Below are 22,334 nucleotides of genomic sequence, written 5' to 3' on the forward strand. Positions count from 1 at the left end.
GGAAATTTCTGTGTGCGAGCACTCATGGCAGGCATCAAGCATTTTACTGCCCTGTCAGGTCTGCTATCCAAAATCGAAAATCATTAATTAAAAAACCATATCATTTTCATGCAAGCTTTTGATTTTTCAGAAGAATTTCCTCGTCATCGCGCAAAACCAGCAGCTTTCCGGTACAATTCCGCCAATGAACGCTCAGCCTAAAAATCTATTCTCTTTCCCTCGTTTCCGCCCAGAAGTTGGCGGAAAAAATACTGCCGCTTTTCTCCCCATGTCACGCGCCGAAATGGATGTGCTGGGCTGGGATAGTTGCGACGTTATTCTTGTCACCGGCGATGCTTATATCGACCACCCCAGCTTTGGCATGGCTCTGATAGGCCGCCTGTTGGAACATCACGGTTTCCGTGTTGGCATCATCAGCCAGCCAGACTGGCAATCTGCCGACGCATTCCGTGCACTGGGCAAACCAAATCTGTATTTTGGCGTCACTGCAGGCAATATGGATTCCATGGTGAACCGTTACACTGCTGACCGCAAGATACGCTCTGAAGATGCCTATACGCCAGATGGCGACCGCACCAAGCGCCCTGACCGTGCCCTGGTGGTTTATGCCCAGCGCGCCCGTGAAGCTTACCCGGACGCCAATGTCGTCGCAGGCAGTATAGAAGCCAGTCTGCGCCGTATTGCCCATTATGATTATTGGTCTGACAAGGTAAGACGCTCCGTCCTGCCAGATTCCAAGGCCGACATACTCTTGTTTGGCAACGCCGAACGCGCATTGATTGATCTGACGCATAGACTGGCACAGGGCGAAGCCATCAAGGATATCCGCGATCTGCGCGGCACTGCCTTCATGACACCAAAAGGCTGGCTGCCAGATGAAGAATGGACAGAAATCAACTCTGTCAAAATTGATACGCCGGGCAAGATAGAAGCGCATACCGATCCATATGCCATGGTGCCAGAGAAAGAAGCCAAATGCGCCACGGGTGATGCACCTGCGACCACCGCAATCTCTGCTGAAGCCAAGCCTGAAGTCAAAGTCGAAACCAAGGCCGACGTTGTGCAGTTACAAGCCATACGCATTATGAGCCGTGAAGAACGCCAGCTCATGCTACGCAACAAGCAACACAAATCCGTGATACGCCTGCCTTCCTTTGATGAAGTCAAGGGAGATGCTGTTCTGTATGCCCATGCCTCGCGCGTATTCCATCTGGAAGCCAACCCCGGCAATGCCAAGGCATTGGTGCAAGGTCATGGTGATCGTGACGTCTGGTTGAACCCGCCACCGCTGCCGCTGGCTATGGACGAAATGGATGGCGTATACGACCGCGCCTATGCACGTGCACCGCATCCAGCCTACGGCAAAGCACGCATACCAGCCTGGGAAATGATACGTTTCTCGGTCAATATCATGCGCGGCTGCTTTGGTGGCTGTACTTTCTGCTCGATTACCGAGCATGAAGGTCGCATCATACAAAGCCGCTCTGAACCTTCAATTTTGCGCGAGATAGAAGAAATACGCGACAAGGTCAAAGGCTTTACCGGCACTATCTCTGATCTGGGTGGCCCTACAGCCAACATGTACCGCCTGGCCTGCAAAGACAAGAAGATAGAAGAATCCTGTCGCCGCCTGTCTTGCGTCTACCCAAGCATATGCTCAAACCTGGGTACCGATCATAGCAAGCTGATTTCGATTTATCGTAAGGCACGCGCACTTCCTGGCATCAAGAAAATACTGGTCAGCTCCGGCCTGCGCTATGACCTGGCAGTACGCTCACCAGAGTATGTAAAAGAACTGGTCACCCATCACGTGGGCGGCTTGCTGAAGATCGCGCCTGAGCATACTGAGGCTGACACTTTATCCAAAATGATGAAGCCCGGCATAGGCAGCTATGATGAGTTCAAGGCGATGTTCCAAAAGTATTCGAAAGAAGCTGGCAAGGAACAATACCTGATCCCTTACTTCATCGCGGCCCATCCAGGCTCTACCGATGAAGACATGGTCAACCTGGCTGTCTGGCTCAAGAAAAATGATTTCAAGCTCGATCAGGTGCAAACCTTCATGCCCACACCCATGGCGCTGGCAACCACCATGTACCATACCCGCAAGAATCCGCTCAAGAAAGTCACGGCTGATTCTGAAGTGGTAGAGACGGCTCGCTCAGGCAAGATACGCAAGCTACACAAGGCACTGTTGCGCTATCACGCTCCGGAAAACTGGGAAATCATCCATGAAGCCCTGGTACGCATGGGCAGGCGCGACTTGATAGGTAGCGGGCCAAGGCACTTGATCCCACTGCGCCAGCCACATATCGCGATTACCATCGATGAAAGTGGCGTCGCCAATGGCAAACGGGTAGCGGCACCAAAAATTGATACTTTTGGCAAAAAGTCATATGCACGTGCTGCTGCAAGTGCAAAAACAACACCAGGCAAACCTGCATCCACAAGTCCGGCGCGGCCTGGACTGGCATACAAGTCGGCCAAACCCAAAGCAGCACCTAGCAAGACTGGCAGACGTTAAGAAATTAGGAATAAGATTAGAAATAAGCAACAATAATCTTGAAAAAATGAAAGCTGTGTAGCCCTGCATCGGTCGACACAGCTTTTTTTTGCGCTTGCCCTTTTCATGTCCTGCCACTGATGTAGAATCAAATCATCACTTACCACCAAGTCCAGCTTATCAACACTACAGGGAGGAAGTATGAAACACATGAAAACAGTATTAATACTTGAGCATACTGAAGAGGTTTTCGACAAGCTCACCTGTGATGTGTGTGGCGCAGAATCAAAATGGGATGAAAACTGGGCAAGCAAAGAACACGAAAAATCCATCACTACCCTGCAACTGGAAGAGGAAGAATCTTTCCCCCACGGTGGCCAGTCTACTCAAACGCAGTACCATATTTGCCCATCCTGCTTCAAAACTCACCTGGCAAAGTGGATGGAAAGCCACAGAGAATCGAAACCCACCATCACCAACTCAGTCTGGTAAAGGCGCGCACCATATTCAATGCCAACTTTGGCAAGTGATCAATAAACCCAGGCAAATCTTCCAGGGTTTATTATCATTTAAGCATATCCAAGTGAGCAATTTATATCAAGTGCGCTACAGCAAGCGCGTCACAGCAAGGTATAATGCAAGGTTTGATTGCATTAGAAAAGTATAAAATCATGGAAGCTGAACGCCTCAATAGCCTGTCTGCCCTGCTCGCCGATCTGACCGTCCGCGAAGCCGAACTTCGGAGGTATCTTTGACTTCGATATCAAGTCAGAGAAACTGGAACAAGTCAACGCCGAACTAGAAGACCCTGCCGTCTGGAATGATCCCAAACGCGCCCAGGAACTAGGCAAAGAAAAAAAATCCCTGGAAAACGTCGTCAACACGCTAGTCAAAGCGGATAGCGGCCTGCGCGATGCGAATGATCTGTTCGCCATGGCGCGCGAAGAAAATGACGACGATACCCTGGAAGCCATAGAAGTTGACGCACAAGGCTTGCGTGAACTGGTTGAAGGCATGGAATTCCGTCGCATGTTCAACAACCCCATGGACCCGAATAACTGCTTTATCGACATCCAGGCTGGTGCTGGCGGTACTGAGGCGCAGGATTGGGCGTCAATGCTATTGCGTCAATATCTGCGGTATTGCGAACGCAAGGGTTTCAAAGTCGAAATCATGGAACAGTCTGACGGCGACATCGCTGGTATCAAGACTGCCACTTTGAAAGTCGAAGGCGAATACGCCTATGGCTTCCTGCGTACAGAAACTGGCGTACACCGTCTGGTACGCAAGTCACCATTCGATTCCAACAATGGTCGCCATACTTCTTTCTCCAGCCTGTTTGTCTACCCTGAAGTAGATGACTCGTTCGAGATCGACATTAACCCAGCGGATGTACGTACCGATACTTACCGCGCCTCGGGTGCTGGTGGTCAGCATATTAATAAAACCGATTCCGCTGTTCGTTTGACGCACGGCCCTTCGGGCATCGTCGTGCAATGTCAGAATGACCGCAGCCAGCACAGGAACCGTGCTGAAGCCTGGGAAATGTTGAAGGCCAAGCTGTTTGAACTCGAACTGCGCAAGCGCATGAGTGAAAAGCAAAATCTGGAAGATTCCAAGACCGACGTAGGCTGGGGTCACCAGATCCGCTCCTATGTACTGGATCAATCCCGCATTAAGGATTTACGCACGAATTTTGAATCTGGCAACACCAAGGCAATTCTGGATGGTGACCTGGATGAATTCATCGCGGCATCCTTAAAGCAAGGCGTTTAAGTTTAATACCGTGCGCAGGCGACCGCCTGCGCAGCCTTAAAGAATCAAAACCCGCAGGCCCGATGCCTGCCCTCCCTTAGGGAAAATTATGTCTGATATCAATAACACGACAGCAGGTGAATTGCCTGTTGATGAAAATTCCATCATCGCCGAACGTCGCGCCAAACTCGATGCTATTCGCGCTAAAGGCGTCGCTTTTCCCAATGACTTCCGCCCACAACACAAGGCTGCGGAACTGGCAGAGAAATACGGCTCAATGAGCCGCGAAGAACTGGAGGCACTGAGTGTTGAAGTCAGTGTCGCTGGTCGTATGATGTTGAAACGTGAAGCCGGCAAAAAAGCTGCATTCGCGACCTTGCAAGATGCATCCGGCCTCAAAGCTGATGGCCGCATACAGTTGTACGTCACCACAGACAAAACCGGCGAAGCTGAGATGGAAGCCTTCCGTCATTATGACCTGGGCGATATCCTGGGCATAGAAGGCGTCCTGTTCAAAACCAAAACGGATGAGTTGACAGTCAAGGTCACCACCTTGCGCATGCTGACCAAGTCTCTGCGCCCTTTGCCTGACAAATTCCACGGCCTGGCCAATCAGGAAACCAAATACCGCCAGCGTTATGTCGACCTCATCATGAGCGAAGACACACGCCGCACTTTCAAGGCGCGCACCGCCGCCATGAACTCTATCCGTACATTCATGAACAGCAATGATTTCATGGAAGTGGAAACACCGATGCTGCACGTGATACCTGGCGGCGCAGCAGCCAAGCCTTTCATCACCCACCACAATGCGCTGGACATGCAAATGTATCTGCGTATCGCGCCTGAACTGTATCTGAAGCGCCTGGTGGTTGGTGGTTTTGACCGCGTGTTTGAAGTGAACCGCAACTTCCGCAATGAAGGTGTATCACCACGCCACAATCCAGAATTCACGATGATGGAATTCTATGCAGCCTATGTCGATTACAAATGGCTCATGGACTTTACTGAACAAGTCATACGCAAAGCCGCTGAAGATGCGCATGGCACAGCCGTATTGACTTACCAGGGTCGCGAACTGGATTTGAGCAAGCCTTTCCAGCGTCTGACCATCGTTGGCGCCATCAATAAATATGCGCCGGGTTACACTGACGAGCAATTAAATGATGCTGAATTCATCAAAAAAGAATTGGTGAAATTTGGCGTCAAACCTTTTGCTACAGCTGGTCTGGGTGCATTGCAACTGGCTTTGTTTGAAGAAACGGCAGAAGCACAATTGTGGGATCCGACCTATATCATCGATTATCCGGTCGAAGTCTCGCCACTGGCACGTGCATCCGACACCGTTGCAGGCATCACTGAGCGTTTCGAGCTGTTCATGACAGGCCGTGAAATCGCCAATGGCTTCTCGGAATTGAATGATGCAGAAGACCAGGCAGCGCGCTTCCAGGCACAGGTCGCAGCAAAAGATGCTGGCGATGAAGAAGCCATGTACTACGACGCTGATTATATCCGCGCCCTGGAATATGGCCTGCCACCGACTGGCGGCTGCGGCATAGGCATAGACCGTTTGATGATGTTGATTACAGATTCGCCTAACATCCGTGATGTGATTTTGTTCCCGCATTTGCGCAGGGAAGATTAATAATTGACATAGTCAAGCATAAATAACGAAGGGACTGTAAAATTTACAGTCCCTTTTGCTTTATATCGCATCCCTCTTTTACATTTACCCATGTCACCTGTTCATCCACTTAAGAAACTATTCCAGTATGCCAAGGCCTATCGCAGTGATTTTCGTCTGGCGACTATTTATTCCATATTAAATAAATTCTTTGATGTTTTGCCGGAAGTCTTGATTGGCGTCGCGGTTGACATCGTTATCAATGGCGACAAGAGTTTTTTGGCAAAGCGGGTACTCGGTAGTTTTGGTATTACAGACACCTGGCATCAGCTGATGTTGCTTGGTGCTGTGAATGTATTGATCTGGGGTGGCGAATCCTGGTTTGAATATCTGCTGTCCATCAAATGGCGCAAGCTGGCGCAAAACCTGCAACATGATTTGCGCCTGGATACCTATGATCATGTGCAAAAACTGGAGATGGCTTATTTTGAAAACCAGCGCACTGGTAATCTGATGTCCATCCTGAATGAAGATATCAACCAGATGGAACGTTTTCTGAATGGCGGTGCAAACCAGATCATCCAGGTCATCTGCTCTTCTATCATGGTCAGCGCCGTCTTTTTCGCCTTACAGCCATCGCTGGCCGTGATCTCTTTACTGCCAGTACCATTGATATTAATAGGCGCTTTCTGGTTTCAAAAACGCCTGGCACCACGTTATTCTGAAGTACGTGAAGCTGCTGGCGATGTCAGTGCTCGCTTGAATAATAATTTGCTGGGCCTGGCCACGATCAAGGCTTTTGCCACAGAAAGCTTTGAGAAAAATCACATCGCAGAAGCCAGCAATGCCTATCGTCAGGCAAACAGCCAGGCGATTGCCATCAGCTCCGCCATCACCCCCGTCATCCGCATGGCGATTCTGGCTGGCTTTACCGCTACCCTGGTGTACGGCGGCTGGTTGACCTTGCAAGGTCAACTCGCAGTTGGTGCTTATTCGGTACTGGTCTACCTGACGCAACGCCTGCTATGGCCTATGACAGGCCTGGCTGAAGTGGCGGATATGTATCAGCGTTCGATGTCCGCCATAGACCGTGCCATGGGCTTGCTGGATACCAAAATCAATATCCCTTACGAGGGCAAACATATTGCACCAGCACAGGTCAAAGGTGATTTGTACTTCAATCAAGTCGATTTTGCTTACGGAGACCAAAAGACCTTGCAGCAAATCAGCTTGCATATACCTGCGGGCAAGACTGTGGCCTTTGTTGGTTCTACTGGCTCCGGCAAATCGACCCTGGTGAAACTGCTTTTGCGTTTCTATTCTGCGCAAGCTGGAAAAATCACACTGGATGGCATAGAGATCAATGACATCAATCTGCAAGACCTGCGTCGCTGCATAGGCTATGTTGCGCAAGACAGCTTTCTGACCGATGGCACGATAGCGGACAATATTGCCTATGGCATGCAAGATGCTGATGAAGTCGCGATCAGGGATGCAGCGCAGGCGGCAGAAGCCATGGAATTCATTACCAAACTGCCATTGGGCTTTGCCACCCGTATCGGCGAACGCGGGCAAAAGCTCTCTGGCGGCCAGCGTCAGCGCCTGGCATTGGCCAGGGCAATCTTAAAAAATCCGCCGATACTGATATTGGATGAAGCCACCAGCGCCGTCGACAATGAAACTGAAGCAGCAATCCAGCGCAGCCTGGATGTCGTCAGCCGCAACCGCACCACGATAGTCATTGCGCACCGTCTATCCACCGTCCGTCAGGCAGATTGCATACATTTGCTGGAAGCTGGCAAGATTATAGAGAGCGGCACACATGACGAGTTGCTGGCTCTCAATGCTGGCTATGCCGCCTTGTGGCGCTTGCAAACTGGTGAGCGGACTCATGTATAATCTTTATTAACACAACTACCACATGCTAAGCTATAGCAAGCATGTGCTGCCGAATAGTTGCGTGTCATTTAACTTTGTTTTTCATCGTGTATGTAAGCTCAGTGTTACTCTTATAACATGGAGAGTATAAAGCATGAAAAAATCACTAACGATAGGCCTGGCAGCAACTTTACTTACCTTGCTGGGCGTAACGTCTTATCAAGCCATAGCCTATGTGACGCAAGTACAGCCTGCCAGCACAGCAGCCTTGCATTCGCCCGTCAAACCTTTTGAAGTTGATCCCAGCTGGATCAAGGAAGGCACGCCGAATTTCAGGGCGACCGAATTCTTTAAGTCACATGATGGCAAGACCAGTTCAGGTATTTTTGAATGTGATGGTCCATCCACCTTTGAATGGCAGTATCAGTTCGATGAAACCATTTATGTGCTCGATGGTGGTGTGGACATTGAGTATCAGGGCAAGAAGTTTTCCCTGAAACCAGGTGAAACCGCATTATTTCGCGCTGGCACGACAGCCTTGTGGCATGTCCCCAAAGGCATACGCAAGGCCTGGACCCTGCATGATGCTGGCAAACCCGCACGCGGGCTGGCCAGCATACTTAACTGATCAGGATATTGCCTTTGCCAGTGCCAGCGCACTGAGAAAGGCATTTTCCACCTTGCCAGCACCTTCAAGGCCCGCCGCAAACCAGTCGCCACAGACACCTATTCCCTGCTTGCCATTCCATAAGAAATCAGAATCCACTGGCTTTACTGCTTCAGCATAACGCCAGCGGTGTACCACGGCATGGATAGGTTGTATCCATGAGCCCGTAGCTTCGTGGAAAGCCTTGGTCAATTTTTCTTTGACCCTCTCATCATCATCTTCGAGATGCTCAATACTCCATGCCTGGGTTGCGTGACAAACCCAGCGCTCACCGGCTCTATGCAAAGGTTTGGCATCGTCATGCGCAATCCAGCCAAGACGGGAATTGTTAACCCAGGCACCGTCATAAGCCAGGTCCAGCGAAGTCTGGAAACCCAGCATCAGTGTCCAGCATGGTGCCAGGTGTGCCTGCCTGGCCTGTTTGGCCAGCGCGGGTGCAACACTCAACAAAGGCTCAGCCTGGTCTGCAGGTACCGCCAGTATCACTGCATCAAATGGACCAGCAGTCGCAGCTATTGGCACCGTTGCTGAACGGATGGACAGGAGCCACTGCTTGCCATGCGCCTCAAGCGCAGTTACCTGTTGCTCTGCACGCACATCAAGACCATGGGCAAGCTGCTTACCCAGGGAGCTCATACCAGGTACGGCAATATATCGCGTCGCACTGCGCCCTGCCGGTTTGCTGTTACCAGCTTCCAGCGTAGCCAGCTTGGCAGTCCAGGGAACTACCCAGCCAAATTTTTTCCAGTCTGCAATTTCTTTTTTGAAGCGGTCTGAGCTGGCAGTGAAATATTGCGCGCCGTGATCAAAACCACCTAATTCCGTATGTCTGGTACTCATGCGGCCACTGACGCCCATGCTTTTTTCATACACAGTGACATGATGACCTTGCGCCTGCAATTGACGCGCAACTGTCAAACCTGCTAATCCGGCACCAACAACAGCGATATGCATATTATTTCCCTTATCTAGCGTCCAAACAGACAATAAAAAACGCCCGCTATACAAGCTTGCGGGCGTCGATTTGGTTTAGTGCATATCGATATCTACTTTAGGAACAGCGTTTTCGCGGCCATGCAGGCTGGCGCGGCGTGCAGTGCAATCAGGAACACTACCCCTGACCAGACGCAACATCCTGCAAGCACTGGAATCCAGTTCGCGCGGCATGGCCTTCATACAGCGGGAGCCGTATAAGTCTGGCTTTGCTACACAACTATCTGGTTTCATTCGCTATCCTGAAATAGAGATCAACGTACTGTATTTAATCCATTACCTCGTTCATTACCTCAATCACTTCAGTCAGTGGTATTGAGACTGAGGATCACTGCTCGTTTTCTTCAACTGGCCAGTCACGGATATAGGCTTTCAACATCTTGTTTTCAAAGCTTTGCGCTTCCAGCACGGCTCTGGCCACGTCATAGAACGAGATCACGCCCAGCAAGGTCTTTGCATCCATGACAGGCAGATAACGGGAATGTTTTTCCAGCATCATGCGGCGCACTTCATTGACTTCGGTTTCCGGCGTCACGGTGAGTGGATGGTCATCCATGTATTTGCGCACCGTACCATTACCAAGTGAGCCCTGGTTTTTATGGATCGCGCGTATGACTTCACGGAAAGTCAGTATGCCAACCAGGTCGCCATATTCCATCACGACCAGAGAACCGATATCTTTCTCTTCCATGACGCTGACGGCTTCGGTAATAGGGATATCAGGTGTGATCGTGAAAAGGATGTTGCCCTTCACTTGAAGTATCTCTGAAACTTTCATGATGTCCCTCCTCTTATACATTTATATGAACCTTCTTTGCAATGTATCGCAAGCCTTGCAAAAAATCCAGCATGTAAAATATTTTATTCATTAATTCACCTGCATTTCGTCTGTCCTTTGCACCATCAGCATCAGCGATGGTAGCATTGCTGCCTCACAATATGGAGACTCTCACCAATGAGCGGCCCTAAATACCACGGCTTTGACACCCTGTCCCTGCATGCTGGCGCTGTGCCTGATCCAGCCACAGGTGCACGTGCCACCCCTATTTACCTGACATCCTCTTTTGTGTTCAAGGATTCAGATCATGCCGCGTCGCTCTTCAATATGGAAAGAGCGGGCCACATTTATTCGCGCATATCCAACCCCACCAATGCTGTACTGGAAGAAAGAATTGCCGCACTTGAGGGCGGCGTGGCAGGCATCGCCGTTGCCAGCGGGCAAGCTGCCATGCATCTGGGTCTGACCACCATAGCCGGAGCTGGTTCCCACGTCGTCGCTTCGCGTGCTTTGTACGGTGGCTCGCAAAATTTGCTGGCCTATACCATGAAGCGTTTTGGTATAGAAACCAGCTTTGTTGATCCTCGCGATCTGGATGCCTGGCGCGCTGCCATAAGACCAAACACCAAAGTTTTGTTTGCGGAAACCCTGGGTAACCCGGGACTGGATGTATTGAACATCCCCGCAGTTGCAGAAATTGCGCATGAGCATCATTTACCGTTAATGCTGGATTCGACCTTCACTACCCCCTATCTGCTAAAACCATTTGATCATGGTGCTGACCTGGTCTTTCATTCAGCGACCAAGTTCCTGTGCGGCCATGGCACTGCCATAGGCGGTTTACTGGTTGATGGCGGCACGTTTGACTGGCAGGCAGCCTATGAAAAGACCGGGCACTTTGCCGAACTCTGCGAGCCTTATGATGGCTTCCAAGGCATGGTATTTAGCGAAGAATCAACTGTTGCGGCATTTTCACTCAGGGCCAGACGAGAAGGCCTGCGTGACTTTGGTGCCTGTATGAGCCCGCACAATGCCTTCACTATCTTGCAAGGCATAGAAACCCTGGGTATGCGTATGGACAGGCATGTGGCAAACACCCGCAAAGTGGTCGAATTTTTGGTATCGCATCCAGCGGTCGAGTCAGTCTCTTATCCTGAACTGGAAAATCATCCTGATTATGAGCTGGCAAAGACACTGCTACCCAAAGGTTGCGGTGCAGTATTTTCATTCAACATCAAGGGTAACCGCGCAGCCGGGCAACGCTTTATTGAATCTCTCAATATCTTTTCGCATCTGGCCAATGTCGGCGATGCCAAGTCCTTAGCCATACATCCTGCTTCGACCACCCATTTCCGCGTGCCTGCGGAGCAATTGCTGGCATCTGGGATTAGCGAGGGAACCATGCGCTTATCCATAGGTCTGGAAAATATCGAGGACCTGATCGAAGACTTGTCACGTGGCCTCAAAGCTGCACAGAAAGGAGCCTGAGATGTTATTTGAAGTCTATGGCCATGCAGCCTATTGCTATACCGGTGGCAAGCCCTACAACCCTGCCCTGCCCACACTCGTATTCATCCACGGCGCACAAAACGATCACTCGGTCTGGGGTTTGCAGACCCGCTATCTGGCGCATCACGGCTTCAACGTACTGGCAGTCGATTTGCCCGGCCATGGCCGTAGCAAAGGCCAGGCGCTGAGCAGCGTAGAACAAATGGCAGACTGGCTGCTGGCTTTGCTGGATATAGCAGGCATAGCGCAAGCCACGCTGATCGGACATAGCATGGGCTCACTGATCGCACTGGAGACTTGCTTCAAAGCGAACTCACGTATCAGCAAACTCATCATGGTTGGTACAGCCTATCCCATGAAAGTATCAGACACCCTGCTCAATGCCGCCCGTGATGAAGAGCAGGCAGCAATCGACATGGTGAATATCTGGTCACATACCTCCATCGCACACAAACCATCCTGTCCTGGACCAGGGTTTTATGTCATGGGAGTCAGCCAGCGCCTCATGCAGCGTATTTCTGCCATCAATCCTGATAAGGTTTTTTACACAGACTTTGCTGCGTGCAATGCGTATGTCAATGGAGAAGCGGCCGCGCAATCAGTGAGCTGCCCCAGCCTGTTCATACTAGCAAAAAAAGACATGATGACACCAGCAAAAGCTGGCTTAGCGTTGAGCAAAGCCATCGTGAATAGCCAGCAAAAGATCATAGACAATTGCGGCCATTCACTGATGTCTGAACAAGCTGGCCAGGTTCTGACAGCCATCCATGATTTTGTGAAGGTATAAGCAGCGATGGCAATGAATCTGGAAAGCTGGGCCTTGTTTACGGCAACCGAAGCAGCCTTGTCACTGTCACCCGGTCCTGCAGTGATGATGGTGGTTGCCTATGGCATAGCAAGAGGGTGGCGTACATCTCTGTTTGTCACGCTGGGTATCTTGACGGGTAATGCGATTTACTTTGCAGTATCGGCAACTGGTATAGGTTCGCTGATACTGGCCTCGCCCAAAGTATTTATGGCGATCAAATACCTGGGGGCGGCTTACCTGGTCTATCTTGGATTGTCAGCCATCTTCGGCAAACCCTCACCGTTGACGATTTCCAAGCTGGATGGCGTAGCACTCAGTGGCAGGAAGATATTCAGCAGCGCACTGATGTTGCAATTGATGAACCCTAAAACCCTGTTGATGTTTGTGGCGATACTGCCGCAATTCATAGACCCCAAGGAACCAGTAGGCGTGCAGATGCTGATACTGGCAGCCGGCTCTATCATTCCTGAATTTTTTATCCTGCTGGGATATGGCATGCTGGCCAGCAAAGCCAGTCACTGGGCGACACAGGAAAGATATGCGGTGATCACTGAAAGAATAGCCGGCACACTGGTGACAGGCGCCGGCATCATGGTTGCATTAGTATAGCAATCAGCCTCTAAGCATGTGTGGGCAGGCGCTGGTTCAGGCCAGCGAGGTAATCTGCCCTGAAGCGACGCAAGACATAATCCTTGTAATTGTCATGCTTCAGGCTGTCCCAGGCTTCTACCCTGCCCTTGCTGGATTTGTCCTTGGCCGCTGCCAGCACTTCGGGGCTCAATTCCAGACTGGCATCGGTCATCATTTCATAACCATACAATTGCATGAATTCCTTGGTCAGGCTTTCTATGACTTCAATTTCCTGCATGCTCAGTTGCTGCTTGAACTTGTCCTTGTTCGCCATAACAGGCGGGAAACGGTTGCTTGCCCACAATGCCGACATCTGGGAAATTTGCTGCGCTTCGCTGGAATGAGTGACATCCAGCATCTCGGGCAAGAACTGCATGCCAAAGAAGTCACAAATCGCCCTCAGCACGGTTTCCTGGTTACTCAGGAAATCTTCATAGCGTATGGTCAGCACCCTGTCCGGATGGCGATTGATGATGTCGCGCGATAACTGATGCGCCTCCAGCCAGGCCATGGCGTTCAGTGTGGAATCATAATCATGAATAATGGCCTTGTTCATTGAGGCAACCTGCGCCCTGGGGTCTCTGACTACATTCAGGAACAGCATATTCGGAAATAACTGCAAAAGCTCTTCAGCATAGTGCACGCTATCGAGCGATTTATCCATGACGATGCTGGCATGATGATGTTCGCCCGTGCGTAACAGTAACTCCCACAATATCCTGTGCACGCTGCGTTGATCGTTCTTGATGGATTCAAACACATCCACAGGATCAAACACCATACCCTTCCACTTCACCATGCTGGCTGCCTGCAAGCCTACGACATCGACGACCAGTCTGAAATAAGATTCATCATCATTCAGATCGCCATAGCGTGGTACCAGAGGCATGAAGTCTACGATATGCAAGGGATAGGGTGAATAGAATTCCTTGCTATTATTTAAACGCAAACGCAGGGCATGGCTACCGCAGCGGCGCAGGGGTATCATCAGCACGGGAGTCGGTCGTTTATTCCTGGCAGCCACTTTTTGTACGCTGGTCACACTATCGGATTCTGCCATGATGCTCTCCCCATGCTTGAAGGTATGAATCTGGAAGACCGCCTGACCTGTCAGGTCATGACAGGCTGAATTGCGGTTTTTCCATTTTCTCAAAATAAGCTATAAAAGCTTGCACAAAATGATCCACTTCAGTTGCTGCCAAATTATTAATGCCACCAGCACCGCGCCTCCCACCACCAGTAGAAAATGCAGTGCAAAATTGACTTGCCGGGCAATTATCTGCATCACCGGAACGCACACTGACAACATAACTGCCATCTGGCTTTGCGGTCAGCACTGCAAAGGATTTTCCTGGCTGCTCTTGCGTTAATTGATTTGCCAGAATGCCTGAGATGCGCCTGGCCCATGCCTGGGCAGGCAAGATATAAATGGACGTTAATTCACTTTGACGGTAGGCGCGCAAACCCTGCATGAAAGCCATATCACTGGCATAGGCATTATGCAGTACTACAAATTGTGCGGCACTATTCAAAAAATCAAAGGGATCGACATAGTCATGTACAGCCTGATACAAGGCCGCAGGATGAAAATGCAAGTCATCCACTGATTCACCGTAGGCGTTGTAGTTGAGCAAAGTGCCCAGTTCTTGCAATTGCTTGCACTGTATTCCGTTCAGGCCAGCTTGCATGCCCATAGTACTTGCGACTTCAGGCAAGTTATCGCCATACGCTGCCACTACTGCCCATTGCCAGTATTGGCCGTTTAAATAGCGATTAACCAAGATACTGCTACATACATCCGCTGCCATATCGCAATGCAAGTTCAGATGCACATGCTCAAAGGCTTGCGCGGCATTGTGATGATCGAAATAAATAATCTCTGCACCCGCGGCAAGGTGTTTGCGCAGAGCTACAATATTGCTGTCCAGTGAGATATCCAGGACAGTCAATTTATCCCCCTGTCGGGAGGCAAAACGGCCTAGCAAATCAATATCCCGTTTGGCACCGGTCACCAGAACTGCTTTGCGCGGATCTGCCAATCTAAGTTGATGCAAGGCGCAAATACCATCAGCGTCGCCATTGAACACATCATAGGCTTGCACTACATTATTGATCTCTGCTGACATGATATTTTCGCTATTTGATATAGCATAATCCTATCAGGTGTTTATACAGTTTCTCTGCGGCTTCCTCTATGGTATGTTGCTCGGAATTGATTTCCAGGTCAGGGTCCAATGGCATCTCATAAGGTGCTGAAACACCGGTGAATTCAGGTATTTCACCCCTGCGTGCTTTCGCATACAGGCCTTTGGGGTCACGCCTTTCACAGGTCACGCCGGGCGTGCTCACATGCACTTCAACAAAACGCTCTTCGCCTATGATCTCTTTTGCCATCGCTCTGTCGTCCCTGAATGGCGAAATAAAAGCGGTAATGGCGATTATCCCCGCTTCATTCATGAGGTGGGCAACCTCGGCCGCCCGGCGTATATTTTCGCGCCTGTCATTAGCAGAGAAACCAAGATCACTATTTAAATGATGGCGTAAATTGTCGCCATCCACGACAAAACAGCAATGGCCGCGTTCCAATAAAATCTTTTCAAGGGCATAGGCCAAGGTAGACTTGCCTGCGCCACTTAAACCCGTCAACCACATCGTGGCTGGGCTTTGCCGCATCAAGCGTTCCCGCGCATTGGAATTGACGACGCCATAATGCCATTTGATATCCACCCCACTCGTATGTGGATTTTGCACAAAACGTCCAAATTGTGTTCTGCGCTCTACCCTGACTGCGGGTTGCTCGGCCTGGGCTTGCTCGACTTGAGGCTGCTTTTCCAATATGCTCGTGCTCGCTTGCATACGACGCTCCTGATTTTACTGCTGGTATCAAAAAATTGATTTTGCGAATTTAACTCATTAAAACTCTTCCCAATCAGCATTGCCGGGCTGAGGATTATTGCTGGCATTTGCCACCCGCCTGATCTGTTTTACGGGGGCTTTATTTTTATCCTGTGCCGTGACTTTCTTTATCAGCGGGACAATTTTTTTATCAAGCATTGCTGGTTCGCGCCAGTTGGGTTCTGCAAATTTTTCTGTAGCGATCTGGAAGGTGCTCACCAGCTCAGACAAGTCATCTGCCTGGTTTTGAAGTGCCGCGGCTGCGGCTGCGGCTTCTTCCACCAGGGCAGCATTTTGCTGAGTGACATCATCCATCTGTACGATGGCTTCATTGATCTGCTCTATGCCTGCAGTCTGCTCCTGGCTGGCCAACATGATTTCACTCATGATATTGGTAACCTTCTTGATGCTCACCACGATTTCATCCATGGTGACACCCGCCTGATCAACCAGTTTTGCACCAATATCTACCTTGGTCACCGAATCATCGATCAAGTGCTTGATCTCACGCGCTGCTTCGGCAGAGCGTTGCGCCAGGTTTCTGACTTCCGTCGCCACTACTGCAAAACCCCGGCCTTGTTCACCAGCGCGAGCAGCCTCAACTGCAGCATTCAGTGCAAGTATATTGGTTTGGAAAGCAATGCCATCAATGACGCCAATAATATCGACAATTTTGCGTGAAGAAGTATTGATGGAACCCATGGTCTGAACAACTTCAGAAACCACAGTGCCGCCTTTGACAGCCACATCAGAAGCGGATTTGGCCAGCACATTGGCTTGCCTGGCACTATCTGCATTTTGCTTGACGGTAGAAGTCAACTCTTCCATGGATGAAGCAGTTTCTTCCAGAGAGCCTGCCTGTGCCTCAGTACGTGAAGATAAATCCATGTTACCTGAAGCAATTTGTCTTGATGCAGTAGCAATCGTATCTGTGCCGGAACGTACCATACCAACGATGCTTGCCAGACCTTTTTGCATTTCATCCATGGCATGCATCAGACTATGTGTGTCTTTTTCAGCCAAACGGATAGGAACAGACAAATCACCTGCTGCAATTCTTTCCGCAATTTGCACGGCATAGCGTGGTTCGCCGCCTAGCTGTTTCAGCAAACTCTTAACGATGAGCCAGGCTGCCAGCACGCCTACAAATAGGGCGGCAGCACCAAACATAAACATGAGTTTTTTTGCGCTGACATAGTCTTGTTCGGCCTGGATAATTGCTTCGGCATTTTGTTTATCTTCATCAGAGATAAATTCGTTCAGCAAATCCCACCATTTCTTTTGCACAGGTCGGAATTCGAAACGTAGTAATTTATACGCTTCATCCCCTTTTTTCTGTACACCCAGATCTGCCCCTTTGGCGATAAATGGCTCAGCCAATCTGGCCTGATCCCGGATTCTTCCCAGCAAGGCAATTTGTTCAGCTGAAGCATTTGGGTCCGCTTTGAGCATTTGCGTCAGCTTGTCTTCGGCTTCAGTATATTTTTTTGTTTGCGCCGCTATCCTTTTTACTTCAATCTGGATTTCAGCTTCGTCAGACAAGAGGATGAGATTGCGTAAAGCCAGTGCTCGTTCAGTCACTGTCAAATACATGGTGGAAGCGAGTTTGGACTGCACATTATTGACGTTGGCAATTTCTTCCAGACGTTCATGCATCTTCGCCATATAGGTAGTCCCCAATAGGAGGACAACTAGCAACAAACCCAAAACCAGGCCAAAACCAGTGATAAGACGGGTTGAGACTTTCGAATTCTCGATGTTCATGATTCCCCCAAAACATTGTCAGTTATAAGATTTTTGACGTGGTTTGAATAATCAGGGCTTGCATAAGTTTGTTCGACAAACTCATATTGCCACACAGATTTTAATGCCACAAGGAAATTATTAAAGATTGTGTCTTTTGAATAAAGCTTTTAATATCAAATACTTATCTCATTAAATATAACTATCACCAAACTGTAATCAGTAGCAAAAATCACATATAGTTATTTATTTAATGTATATCAACTTGAATAATAGTAGCTATTTTTACAATGTCAATATTGTAAATTATCACTATTTCTTGCAGGATCTGTCCCTTCTACAGATATTTTGATAAATCATTTGAAGATTTCAAAATTTACCGGCACAAGACCCAGCACATGACCTAATATGGCAAAAATAAAACTATTTGTTCAATGACAGAGATAGAAATCGGATGGAGACAAACATGGCAGAGAAATACAATGATTTTTCAGCATTTTATGTTTTTTATCTGAGCGAACATGGCAACAAGACTTGCAGGCAATTGCATTTCCTGGGAAGCAGTCTGGTTATCCTGTGCATGGCGACGTTCATCTTCACAGGCCAGCTTGCTTATTTGCTCGCCGCACCTATCTGCGGCTATGGCTTTGCCTGGCTAGGCCATTTTGTGTTTGAAAAGAACCGCCCCGCCTCGTTCAAGCAGCCTTTGTTTTCTTTCATGGGGGACTGGGTCATGTACTGGCAATTACTGAGCGGAAAAATCAGTTTTTCTCAGCAAAATAAAGCGCGCAAAGCTTAAAGGCCTGCACACACGCAAATTAAGACACAGCCCAGGCATAGGGCTGGCCGTGTTTACAACAAATCAGGCAAAGTGATAGATCATGCTGACATGGGGAATACCAGCTTCTTCAAAAATCTCACCATCACGGGTATAACCTTCTTTAAGATAGAAATTCTCTGCCGACTGTTGCGCATTCAAACGCACGGCTACCTCGCCCCTCGCCTGCGCCTCTTGCATCAGAGCACGTAAAATCTTTGCACCTACACCCAGACCACGCGCCGTTGCCAGTACAGCCATGCGGCCAATATGTGCATCTGGCAAAAGGCGGCCGGTGCCCACGGCCTTGCCATCGCCATCATAAGCAACTGCATGCAGGCATAGTGCATCAGCAGCATCCCACTCCAGTTCGGCTGGAATTTTTTGCTCAATGACAAAAACATCATAGCGTATTGCCTGGGCATCTTTTTGCAGCGTGGCCCAGTCAGCAATGACCAGGCGGAGATTTTCAGTATTCATGTTCGGGTATCAGCAGGTAAATGCGTTTCAAAGGCTGAAATTATCGCACGCCAAGCATCGGTGACGGCAACAGCCTTGCGTTTTTCTGTATCAGCATAGACATACACAAGTTCACCAGATATCAAATGCTCTTCACCAAGATAAATTTCGAGGATGAACTGCAAGGAAGACCTACCTATGCTGGCACAACGCACACCGATATCCAGTTCATCATCAAACCTGGCTGGTGCCATATATTCTATCGCCGATTTGCGGGCAAACAACTCCTTGCCTTCGGTTGCCTGAGCAATCACATTCGGCAAACCAGTGGCGCGCCAGTATTCGGTAAACGCCACATCAAAATAATTGAGGTAGTTCCCATTAAAGACTATGGCTTGCATATCAACCTCTGACCAGCGCACTCGCAAGCGGTGAAAGAAAGCAAAATCTGCTTTGGCCATAATCCTTAACTCTGCAAAAATTGACGGATGAGGCGGTTAACACGCTCAGGCTGTTCATGGATGACCCAGTGAGAACCTTCAGGAATGCGCTGTATCTGGATATCATCGACAAAATTCTCCAGACCATCCAGCAAGGTCTTGGGCAAGGCTTTATCGTTCTCGCCCCAGATGACACGGGTAGGCACTTTCACCTGGAAGTCAGCCGGGTTCAGATTCAATTGCAGCGGTCCCGGATTTTTCTCTGTCGGTGGATGTAATGGCGAAGCGCGGTAGTAATTGACGCCACCGGCCAGGCCACGCGCCCAGCAAGCATGATAAGCCGCCTGGGTCTCAGCATCAAACCATGTAGCTTCGCCCTGCCCCATGCCATTGAAGAAGCCATCCATGAGCGCGAAGTTATCTTTGACCAGTGCTTCTTCAGACCCTGGATTGCGCAACCAGTTCATGTATTCGCTGGAAGCCTTTTGTGCAGGGTCAGTCGCCAGCGCCTGCATGAACAAGTAAGGATGAGGAGAATTGATGATGATCAGTTTTTCAAACAAAGCTGGCAGGGCAATCGCCATATTCCAGCATACCGCCCCACCCCAGTCATGCGCGACGACCGTGGCTTGCTGATAACCGAGGTGAGCGATCAACAAACGCAGGTCATCGACAATATGCCTGGCTTTGTAGGCAGCAACATCTGCCGGCATGTCTGACAGATTGAAGCCGCGTAAATCCGGTGCGACAGCAAAATAATCCTGTCCAAACTCAGCCAGTTGTGCCGACCATTCATACCAGAACTCTGGAAAGCCATGGACGAACAAGATCAATGGCCTGCCGCGCTCACCCGCACTGGCGAAATGAAGGCGAGTTCCATTGGCCAATGTGGCAAACTGATTACTTAGTATTTCTGCTGTCATCTGTGCTTCTCCCTGATGCTTGAAAGTGGTAATCAGGCCTTGAGCTTAGCTCTGAGCATGTCACGGATATGTGGCGCAGCCTTGTAGGGGTCACCTGGGTTGCGTTGCAGGACAATGTCTTCCATGCGTTCCTGCACATTACCCAGGGCGCCGGGATGAGAGAAGATGTAGAACTGTTCATCAGCAATTGCCTTGAAGGTGTTTTCAGCAACTTCCTCGGCTGTCACCTTGCCAGAATTCACAGCCTTGTCTGACATGGCCTGTGCAGCTCTTTGGCTGGCAGTTGGTGCAGAACCTGGGACATCTTCAGGGCGGTTTCTATGCGATTGTGAAATACCGGTAGGCACGAAATAAGGGCACAGGACAGAAGCGCCTATCGGCGCTTCTACCAATTTCAAATCCTGGTACAGGGATTCGGAAAGAGACACTACCGCATGCTTGGAGACGTTATATACACCCATGGTTGGCGCATTAAGCAAACCCGCCATGGACGCTGTATTGACGATATGGCCCTCAAATTGCGGATCTTTCTTTGCGCATTCCAGCATGAGGTTGGTGAAGATGCGCACGCCGTGAATGACACCCCAGAGATTAACGCCTATTACCCAATCCCAGTCAGCCTGGGTGTTTTCCCAGATCAAGCCACCGGAACCGACACCAGCATTATTGAATACCAGATGCACAGCACCAAATTTCTCCGTGGTGGCATCCGCCAGGGCCTGCACTTCTTCTGCATGGCGTACATCGCAGCGCATTGCCAGCACCTGGGCACCTTGCGCTTCCAGCTCGGCTTTGGTTTTATCCAGGGCATCTTGCTGCACATCAGCCAGCACCAGCTTCATGCCCAGACGTGCGCCAATAATCGCAAATTCGCGACCAAAACCGCTGGCACCACCGGTAATCACGACTACTCTGTCTTTGAATACTTTCATGTTGTCTCCTGTAATAATTTATTAAATTTATTTATTTTGCACGTTTCATCTGGAAGCCTACTCGTGGGAAATGCACGACCACAGTTCCAGCTCGTTGGTCTTCACGACGTACTGCCAATTCATTTTCACTGGCGATGACAAGTTCGCCCACCACTGGGTCGAGTGCATAGTCGGTCGGCATGATGGCGACCTGCTCACCCAGCGCTATGCCATGGCTGTCAACGAAGTTACGGCCATTCGTGTCAAAATTTGGTGCATTTCTAGCGATATCCAGTGCTTCTGCACTACTCATGGCTTCAGACTGGTGATGGCCAAAAGCAGCGACCCGGCCCATCCATTCCAGCAGCTTTGGATAAGCATCGAAGATAGGATTGATTGCTGGAGCTAGTCGTATCAGCCATAAAGCCTGATAGACAGAAAAATCAGCAATACTGGCTTGCGTGCCCAATAGAAATGGCGCATCACCACTGAGCATGTTTTCCAGACGCCTTAAATATTCGCAAAGCTGGCCCTTGGCTTCGCCCATGCTGGTCCGTGGCATATTGCCACGCATGGTGGCACGGTCTGCGCTGAAGGCTTGCATCTCTTCTGCTGTGATATTGCCGAATATGGATGGAATGGCGGCTGGCTGAAATGCATAGGGAATTGCTGTCCAGAACAAGGTAGTATCCGCCCATTGCGCCAGGTTGCGCGCAAGGCCATTGATGGCAGCCGGGTATAGCGTAGGCGCAGGCGATCGTTTTTCCAGCACCTCGGCAATCAGGTGTGTGTCGCAATAAATATCCCCACCAATTTGCAATATGGGCGTACGCCTGTAACCACCCGTCAATGCCGTTACATCTGGCTTGGGCATGATGATGGGTACTGTGACCGACTTCCAGCTCAATTGCTTAAAACCGAAAATCAAGCGTATTTTTTCTGAAAATGGAGAAATCGCAAAATTATGAAAGATAAGATCGGACATGGCTGCTCTGCGCTCT

The 22,334-nt window shown here is 49.7% G+C and carries 22 protein-coding genes; 10 read left to right on the forward strand and 12 right to left on the reverse strand.

What is annotated here, in order from left to right; translation table 11 throughout:
* The first annotated feature begins 184 nt into the window (after positions 1-184).
* The 6 genes from ACO0LF_RS21520 to ACO0LF_RS21545 all read left to right on the forward strand — a co-directional run bounded on the left by ACO0LF_RS21520 (position 185) and on the right by ACO0LF_RS21545 (position 8,388).
* Positions 185-2,524: a YgiQ family radical SAM protein gene (locus tag ACO0LF_RS21520; protein WP_423017734.1), complete on the forward strand. Its 2,340-nt coding sequence runs from the start codon at positions 185-187 to the stop codon at positions 2,522-2,524.
* A gap of 189 nt (positions 2,525-2,713) precedes the next feature.
* Complete coding sequence (locus tag ACO0LF_RS21525; protein ID WP_423017736.1) at positions 2,714-2,995, forward strand: hypothetical protein; 282 nt, start codon at positions 2,714-2,716, stop codon at positions 2,993-2,995.
* Positions 2,996-3,174: 179 nt separating this feature from the next.
* A protein-coding gene (gene prfB / locus ACO0LF_RS21530; protein ID WP_186945403.1) for a peptide chain release factor 2 occupies positions 3,175-4,279 on the forward strand; the annotation gives its coding sequence in 2 pieces (ribosomal slippage) (positions 3,175-3,255 and positions 3,257-4,279; 1,104 coding nt in all).
* An 88-nt stretch (positions 4,280-4,367) separates the two neighbouring features.
* A complete protein-coding gene (gene lysS, locus ACO0LF_RS21535) occupies positions 4,368-5,903 on the forward strand; it encodes a lysine--tRNA ligase (RefSeq protein ID WP_423017738.1) in 1,536 nt (511 codons plus the stop codon).
* A 90-nt stretch (positions 5,904-5,993) separates the two neighbouring features.
* The gene (locus ACO0LF_RS21540) at positions 5,994-7,781 is read left to right on the forward strand and encodes an ABC transporter ATP-binding protein (protein ID WP_423017740.1); all 1,788 of its coding nucleotides are present in this window, start codon (positions 5,994-5,996) and stop codon (positions 7,779-7,781) included.
* A gap of 133 nt (positions 7,782-7,914) precedes the next feature.
* Entirely contained in the window at positions 7,915-8,388 is a 474-nt protein-coding gene (locus ACO0LF_RS21545; protein ID WP_423017742.1) for a cupin domain-containing protein, read from the forward strand.
* Here the strand turns inward: ACO0LF_RS21545 and ACO0LF_RS21550 are convergent, their stop codons facing one another.
* From ACO0LF_RS21550 to ACO0LF_RS21560, 3 genes are all read right to left on the reverse strand, one after another.
* Entirely contained in the window at positions 8,389-9,381 is a 993-nt protein-coding gene (locus ACO0LF_RS21550) for an NAD(P)/FAD-dependent oxidoreductase (RefSeq protein ID WP_423004584.1), read from the reverse strand. It lies immediately after the preceding gene.
* Positions 9,382-9,456: 75 nt separating this feature from the next.
* On the reverse strand, positions 9,457-9,654 hold the full coding sequence (locus ACO0LF_RS21555) for a hypothetical protein (protein WP_423017744.1): 198 nt from the start codon (positions 9,652-9,654) through the stop codon (positions 9,457-9,459).
* A gap of 94 nt (positions 9,655-9,748) precedes the next feature.
* Entirely contained in the window at positions 9,749-10,198 is a 450-nt protein-coding gene (locus tag ACO0LF_RS21560) for a CBS domain-containing protein (RefSeq protein WP_162041529.1), read from the reverse strand.
* Positions 10,199-10,375: 177 nt separating this feature from the next.
* On the opposite strand from ACO0LF_RS21560, the gene ACO0LF_RS21565 reads away from it, so the two are divergent.
* Genes ACO0LF_RS21565 through ACO0LF_RS21575 form a run of 3 tightly spaced genes read left to right on the forward strand, consistent with a single transcriptional unit; the run spans position 10,376 to position 13,124 of the window.
* Positions 10,376-11,686, forward strand: coding sequence for an O-acetylhomoserine aminocarboxypropyltransferase (locus ACO0LF_RS21565; RefSeq protein ID WP_423017746.1), 1,311 nt, complete (start codon positions 10,376-10,378; stop codon positions 11,684-11,686).
* A 1-nt stretch (position 11,687) separates the two neighbouring features.
* The gene (locus ACO0LF_RS21570) at positions 11,688-12,494 is read left to right on the forward strand and encodes an alpha/beta fold hydrolase (protein ID WP_423017748.1); all 807 of its coding nucleotides are present in this window, start codon (positions 11,688-11,690) and stop codon (positions 12,492-12,494) included.
* 12 nt (positions 12,495-12,506) lie between these two features.
* Positions 12,507-13,124, forward strand: coding sequence for a LysE family translocator (locus ACO0LF_RS21575; protein WP_423017750.1), 618 nt, complete (start codon positions 12,507-12,509; stop codon positions 13,122-13,124).
* A gap of 10 nt (positions 13,125-13,134) precedes the next feature.
* Here the strand turns inward: ACO0LF_RS21575 and ACO0LF_RS21580 are convergent, their stop codons facing one another.
* The 4 genes from ACO0LF_RS21580 to ACO0LF_RS21595 are packed head-to-tail and all read right to left on the reverse strand — an operon-like array spanning position 13,135 to position 17,804.
* Positions 13,135-14,205, reverse strand: coding sequence for a sulfotransferase family protein (locus ACO0LF_RS21580; protein WP_423017752.1), 1,071 nt, complete (start codon positions 14,203-14,205; stop codon positions 13,135-13,137).
* A gap of 55 nt (positions 14,206-14,260) precedes the next feature.
* On the reverse strand, positions 14,261-15,271 hold the full coding sequence (locus ACO0LF_RS21585; protein WP_423017754.1) for a hypothetical protein: 1,011 nt from the start codon (positions 15,269-15,271) through the stop codon (positions 14,261-14,263).
* A gap of 10 nt (positions 15,272-15,281) precedes the next feature.
* Positions 15,282-16,001, reverse strand: coding sequence for an adenylyl-sulfate kinase (cysC, locus tag ACO0LF_RS21590; RefSeq protein ID WP_423017756.1), 720 nt, complete (start codon positions 15,999-16,001; stop codon positions 15,282-15,284).
* Between the two features lie 57 nt (positions 16,002-16,058).
* Entirely contained in the window at positions 16,059-17,804 is a 1,746-nt protein-coding gene (locus ACO0LF_RS21595) for a methyl-accepting chemotaxis protein (protein WP_423017758.1), read from the reverse strand.
* A gap of 445 nt (positions 17,805-18,249) precedes the next feature.
* On the opposite strand from ACO0LF_RS21595, the gene ACO0LF_RS21600 reads away from it, so the two are divergent.
* Positions 18,250-18,582, forward strand: coding sequence for an Mpo1-like protein (locus ACO0LF_RS21600; protein ID WP_423017760.1), 333 nt, complete (start codon positions 18,250-18,252; stop codon positions 18,580-18,582).
* Between the two features lie 63 nt (positions 18,583-18,645).
* Here the strand turns inward: ACO0LF_RS21600 and ACO0LF_RS21605 are convergent, their stop codons facing one another.
* Genes ACO0LF_RS21605 through ACO0LF_RS21625 form a run of 5 tightly spaced genes read right to left on the reverse strand, consistent with a single transcriptional unit; the run spans position 18,646 to position 22,318 of the window.
* Positions 18,646-19,080 (reverse strand): GNAT family N-acetyltransferase, encoded by a 435-nt coding sequence (locus ACO0LF_RS21605; protein WP_423017762.1) that lies wholly within the window; start codon positions 19,078-19,080, stop codon positions 18,646-18,648.
* The gene (locus tag ACO0LF_RS21610) at positions 19,077-19,520 is read right to left on the reverse strand and encodes an acyl-CoA thioesterase (protein ID WP_423017764.1); all 444 of its coding nucleotides are present in this window, start codon (positions 19,518-19,520) and stop codon (positions 19,077-19,079) included. Before ACO0LF_RS21610 ends, ACO0LF_RS21605 begins: the two co-directional genes overlap by 4 nt.
* 5 nt (positions 19,521-19,525) lie before the next feature.
* On the reverse strand, positions 19,526-20,422 hold the full coding sequence (locus ACO0LF_RS21615; RefSeq protein ID WP_423017766.1) for an alpha/beta fold hydrolase: 897 nt from the start codon (positions 20,420-20,422) through the stop codon (positions 19,526-19,528).
* A gap of 32 nt (positions 20,423-20,454) precedes the next feature.
* A complete protein-coding gene (locus ACO0LF_RS21620; RefSeq protein ID WP_423017768.1) occupies positions 20,455-21,354 on the reverse strand; it encodes an SDR family oxidoreductase in 900 nt (299 codons plus the stop codon).
* A 31-nt stretch (positions 21,355-21,385) separates the two neighbouring features.
* Entirely contained in the window at positions 21,386-22,318 is a 933-nt protein-coding gene (locus ACO0LF_RS21625; RefSeq protein WP_423017770.1) for a glutathione S-transferase family protein, read from the reverse strand.
* Positions 22,319-22,334 lie beyond the last annotated feature (16 nt).

Origin of the sequence: Undibacterium sp. Di27W (genome assembly GCF_049340345.1) — a bacterium.
In the GTDB taxonomy this organism is placed as follows: domain Bacteria; phylum Pseudomonadota; class Gammaproteobacteria; order Burkholderiales; family Burkholderiaceae_D; genus Undibacterium.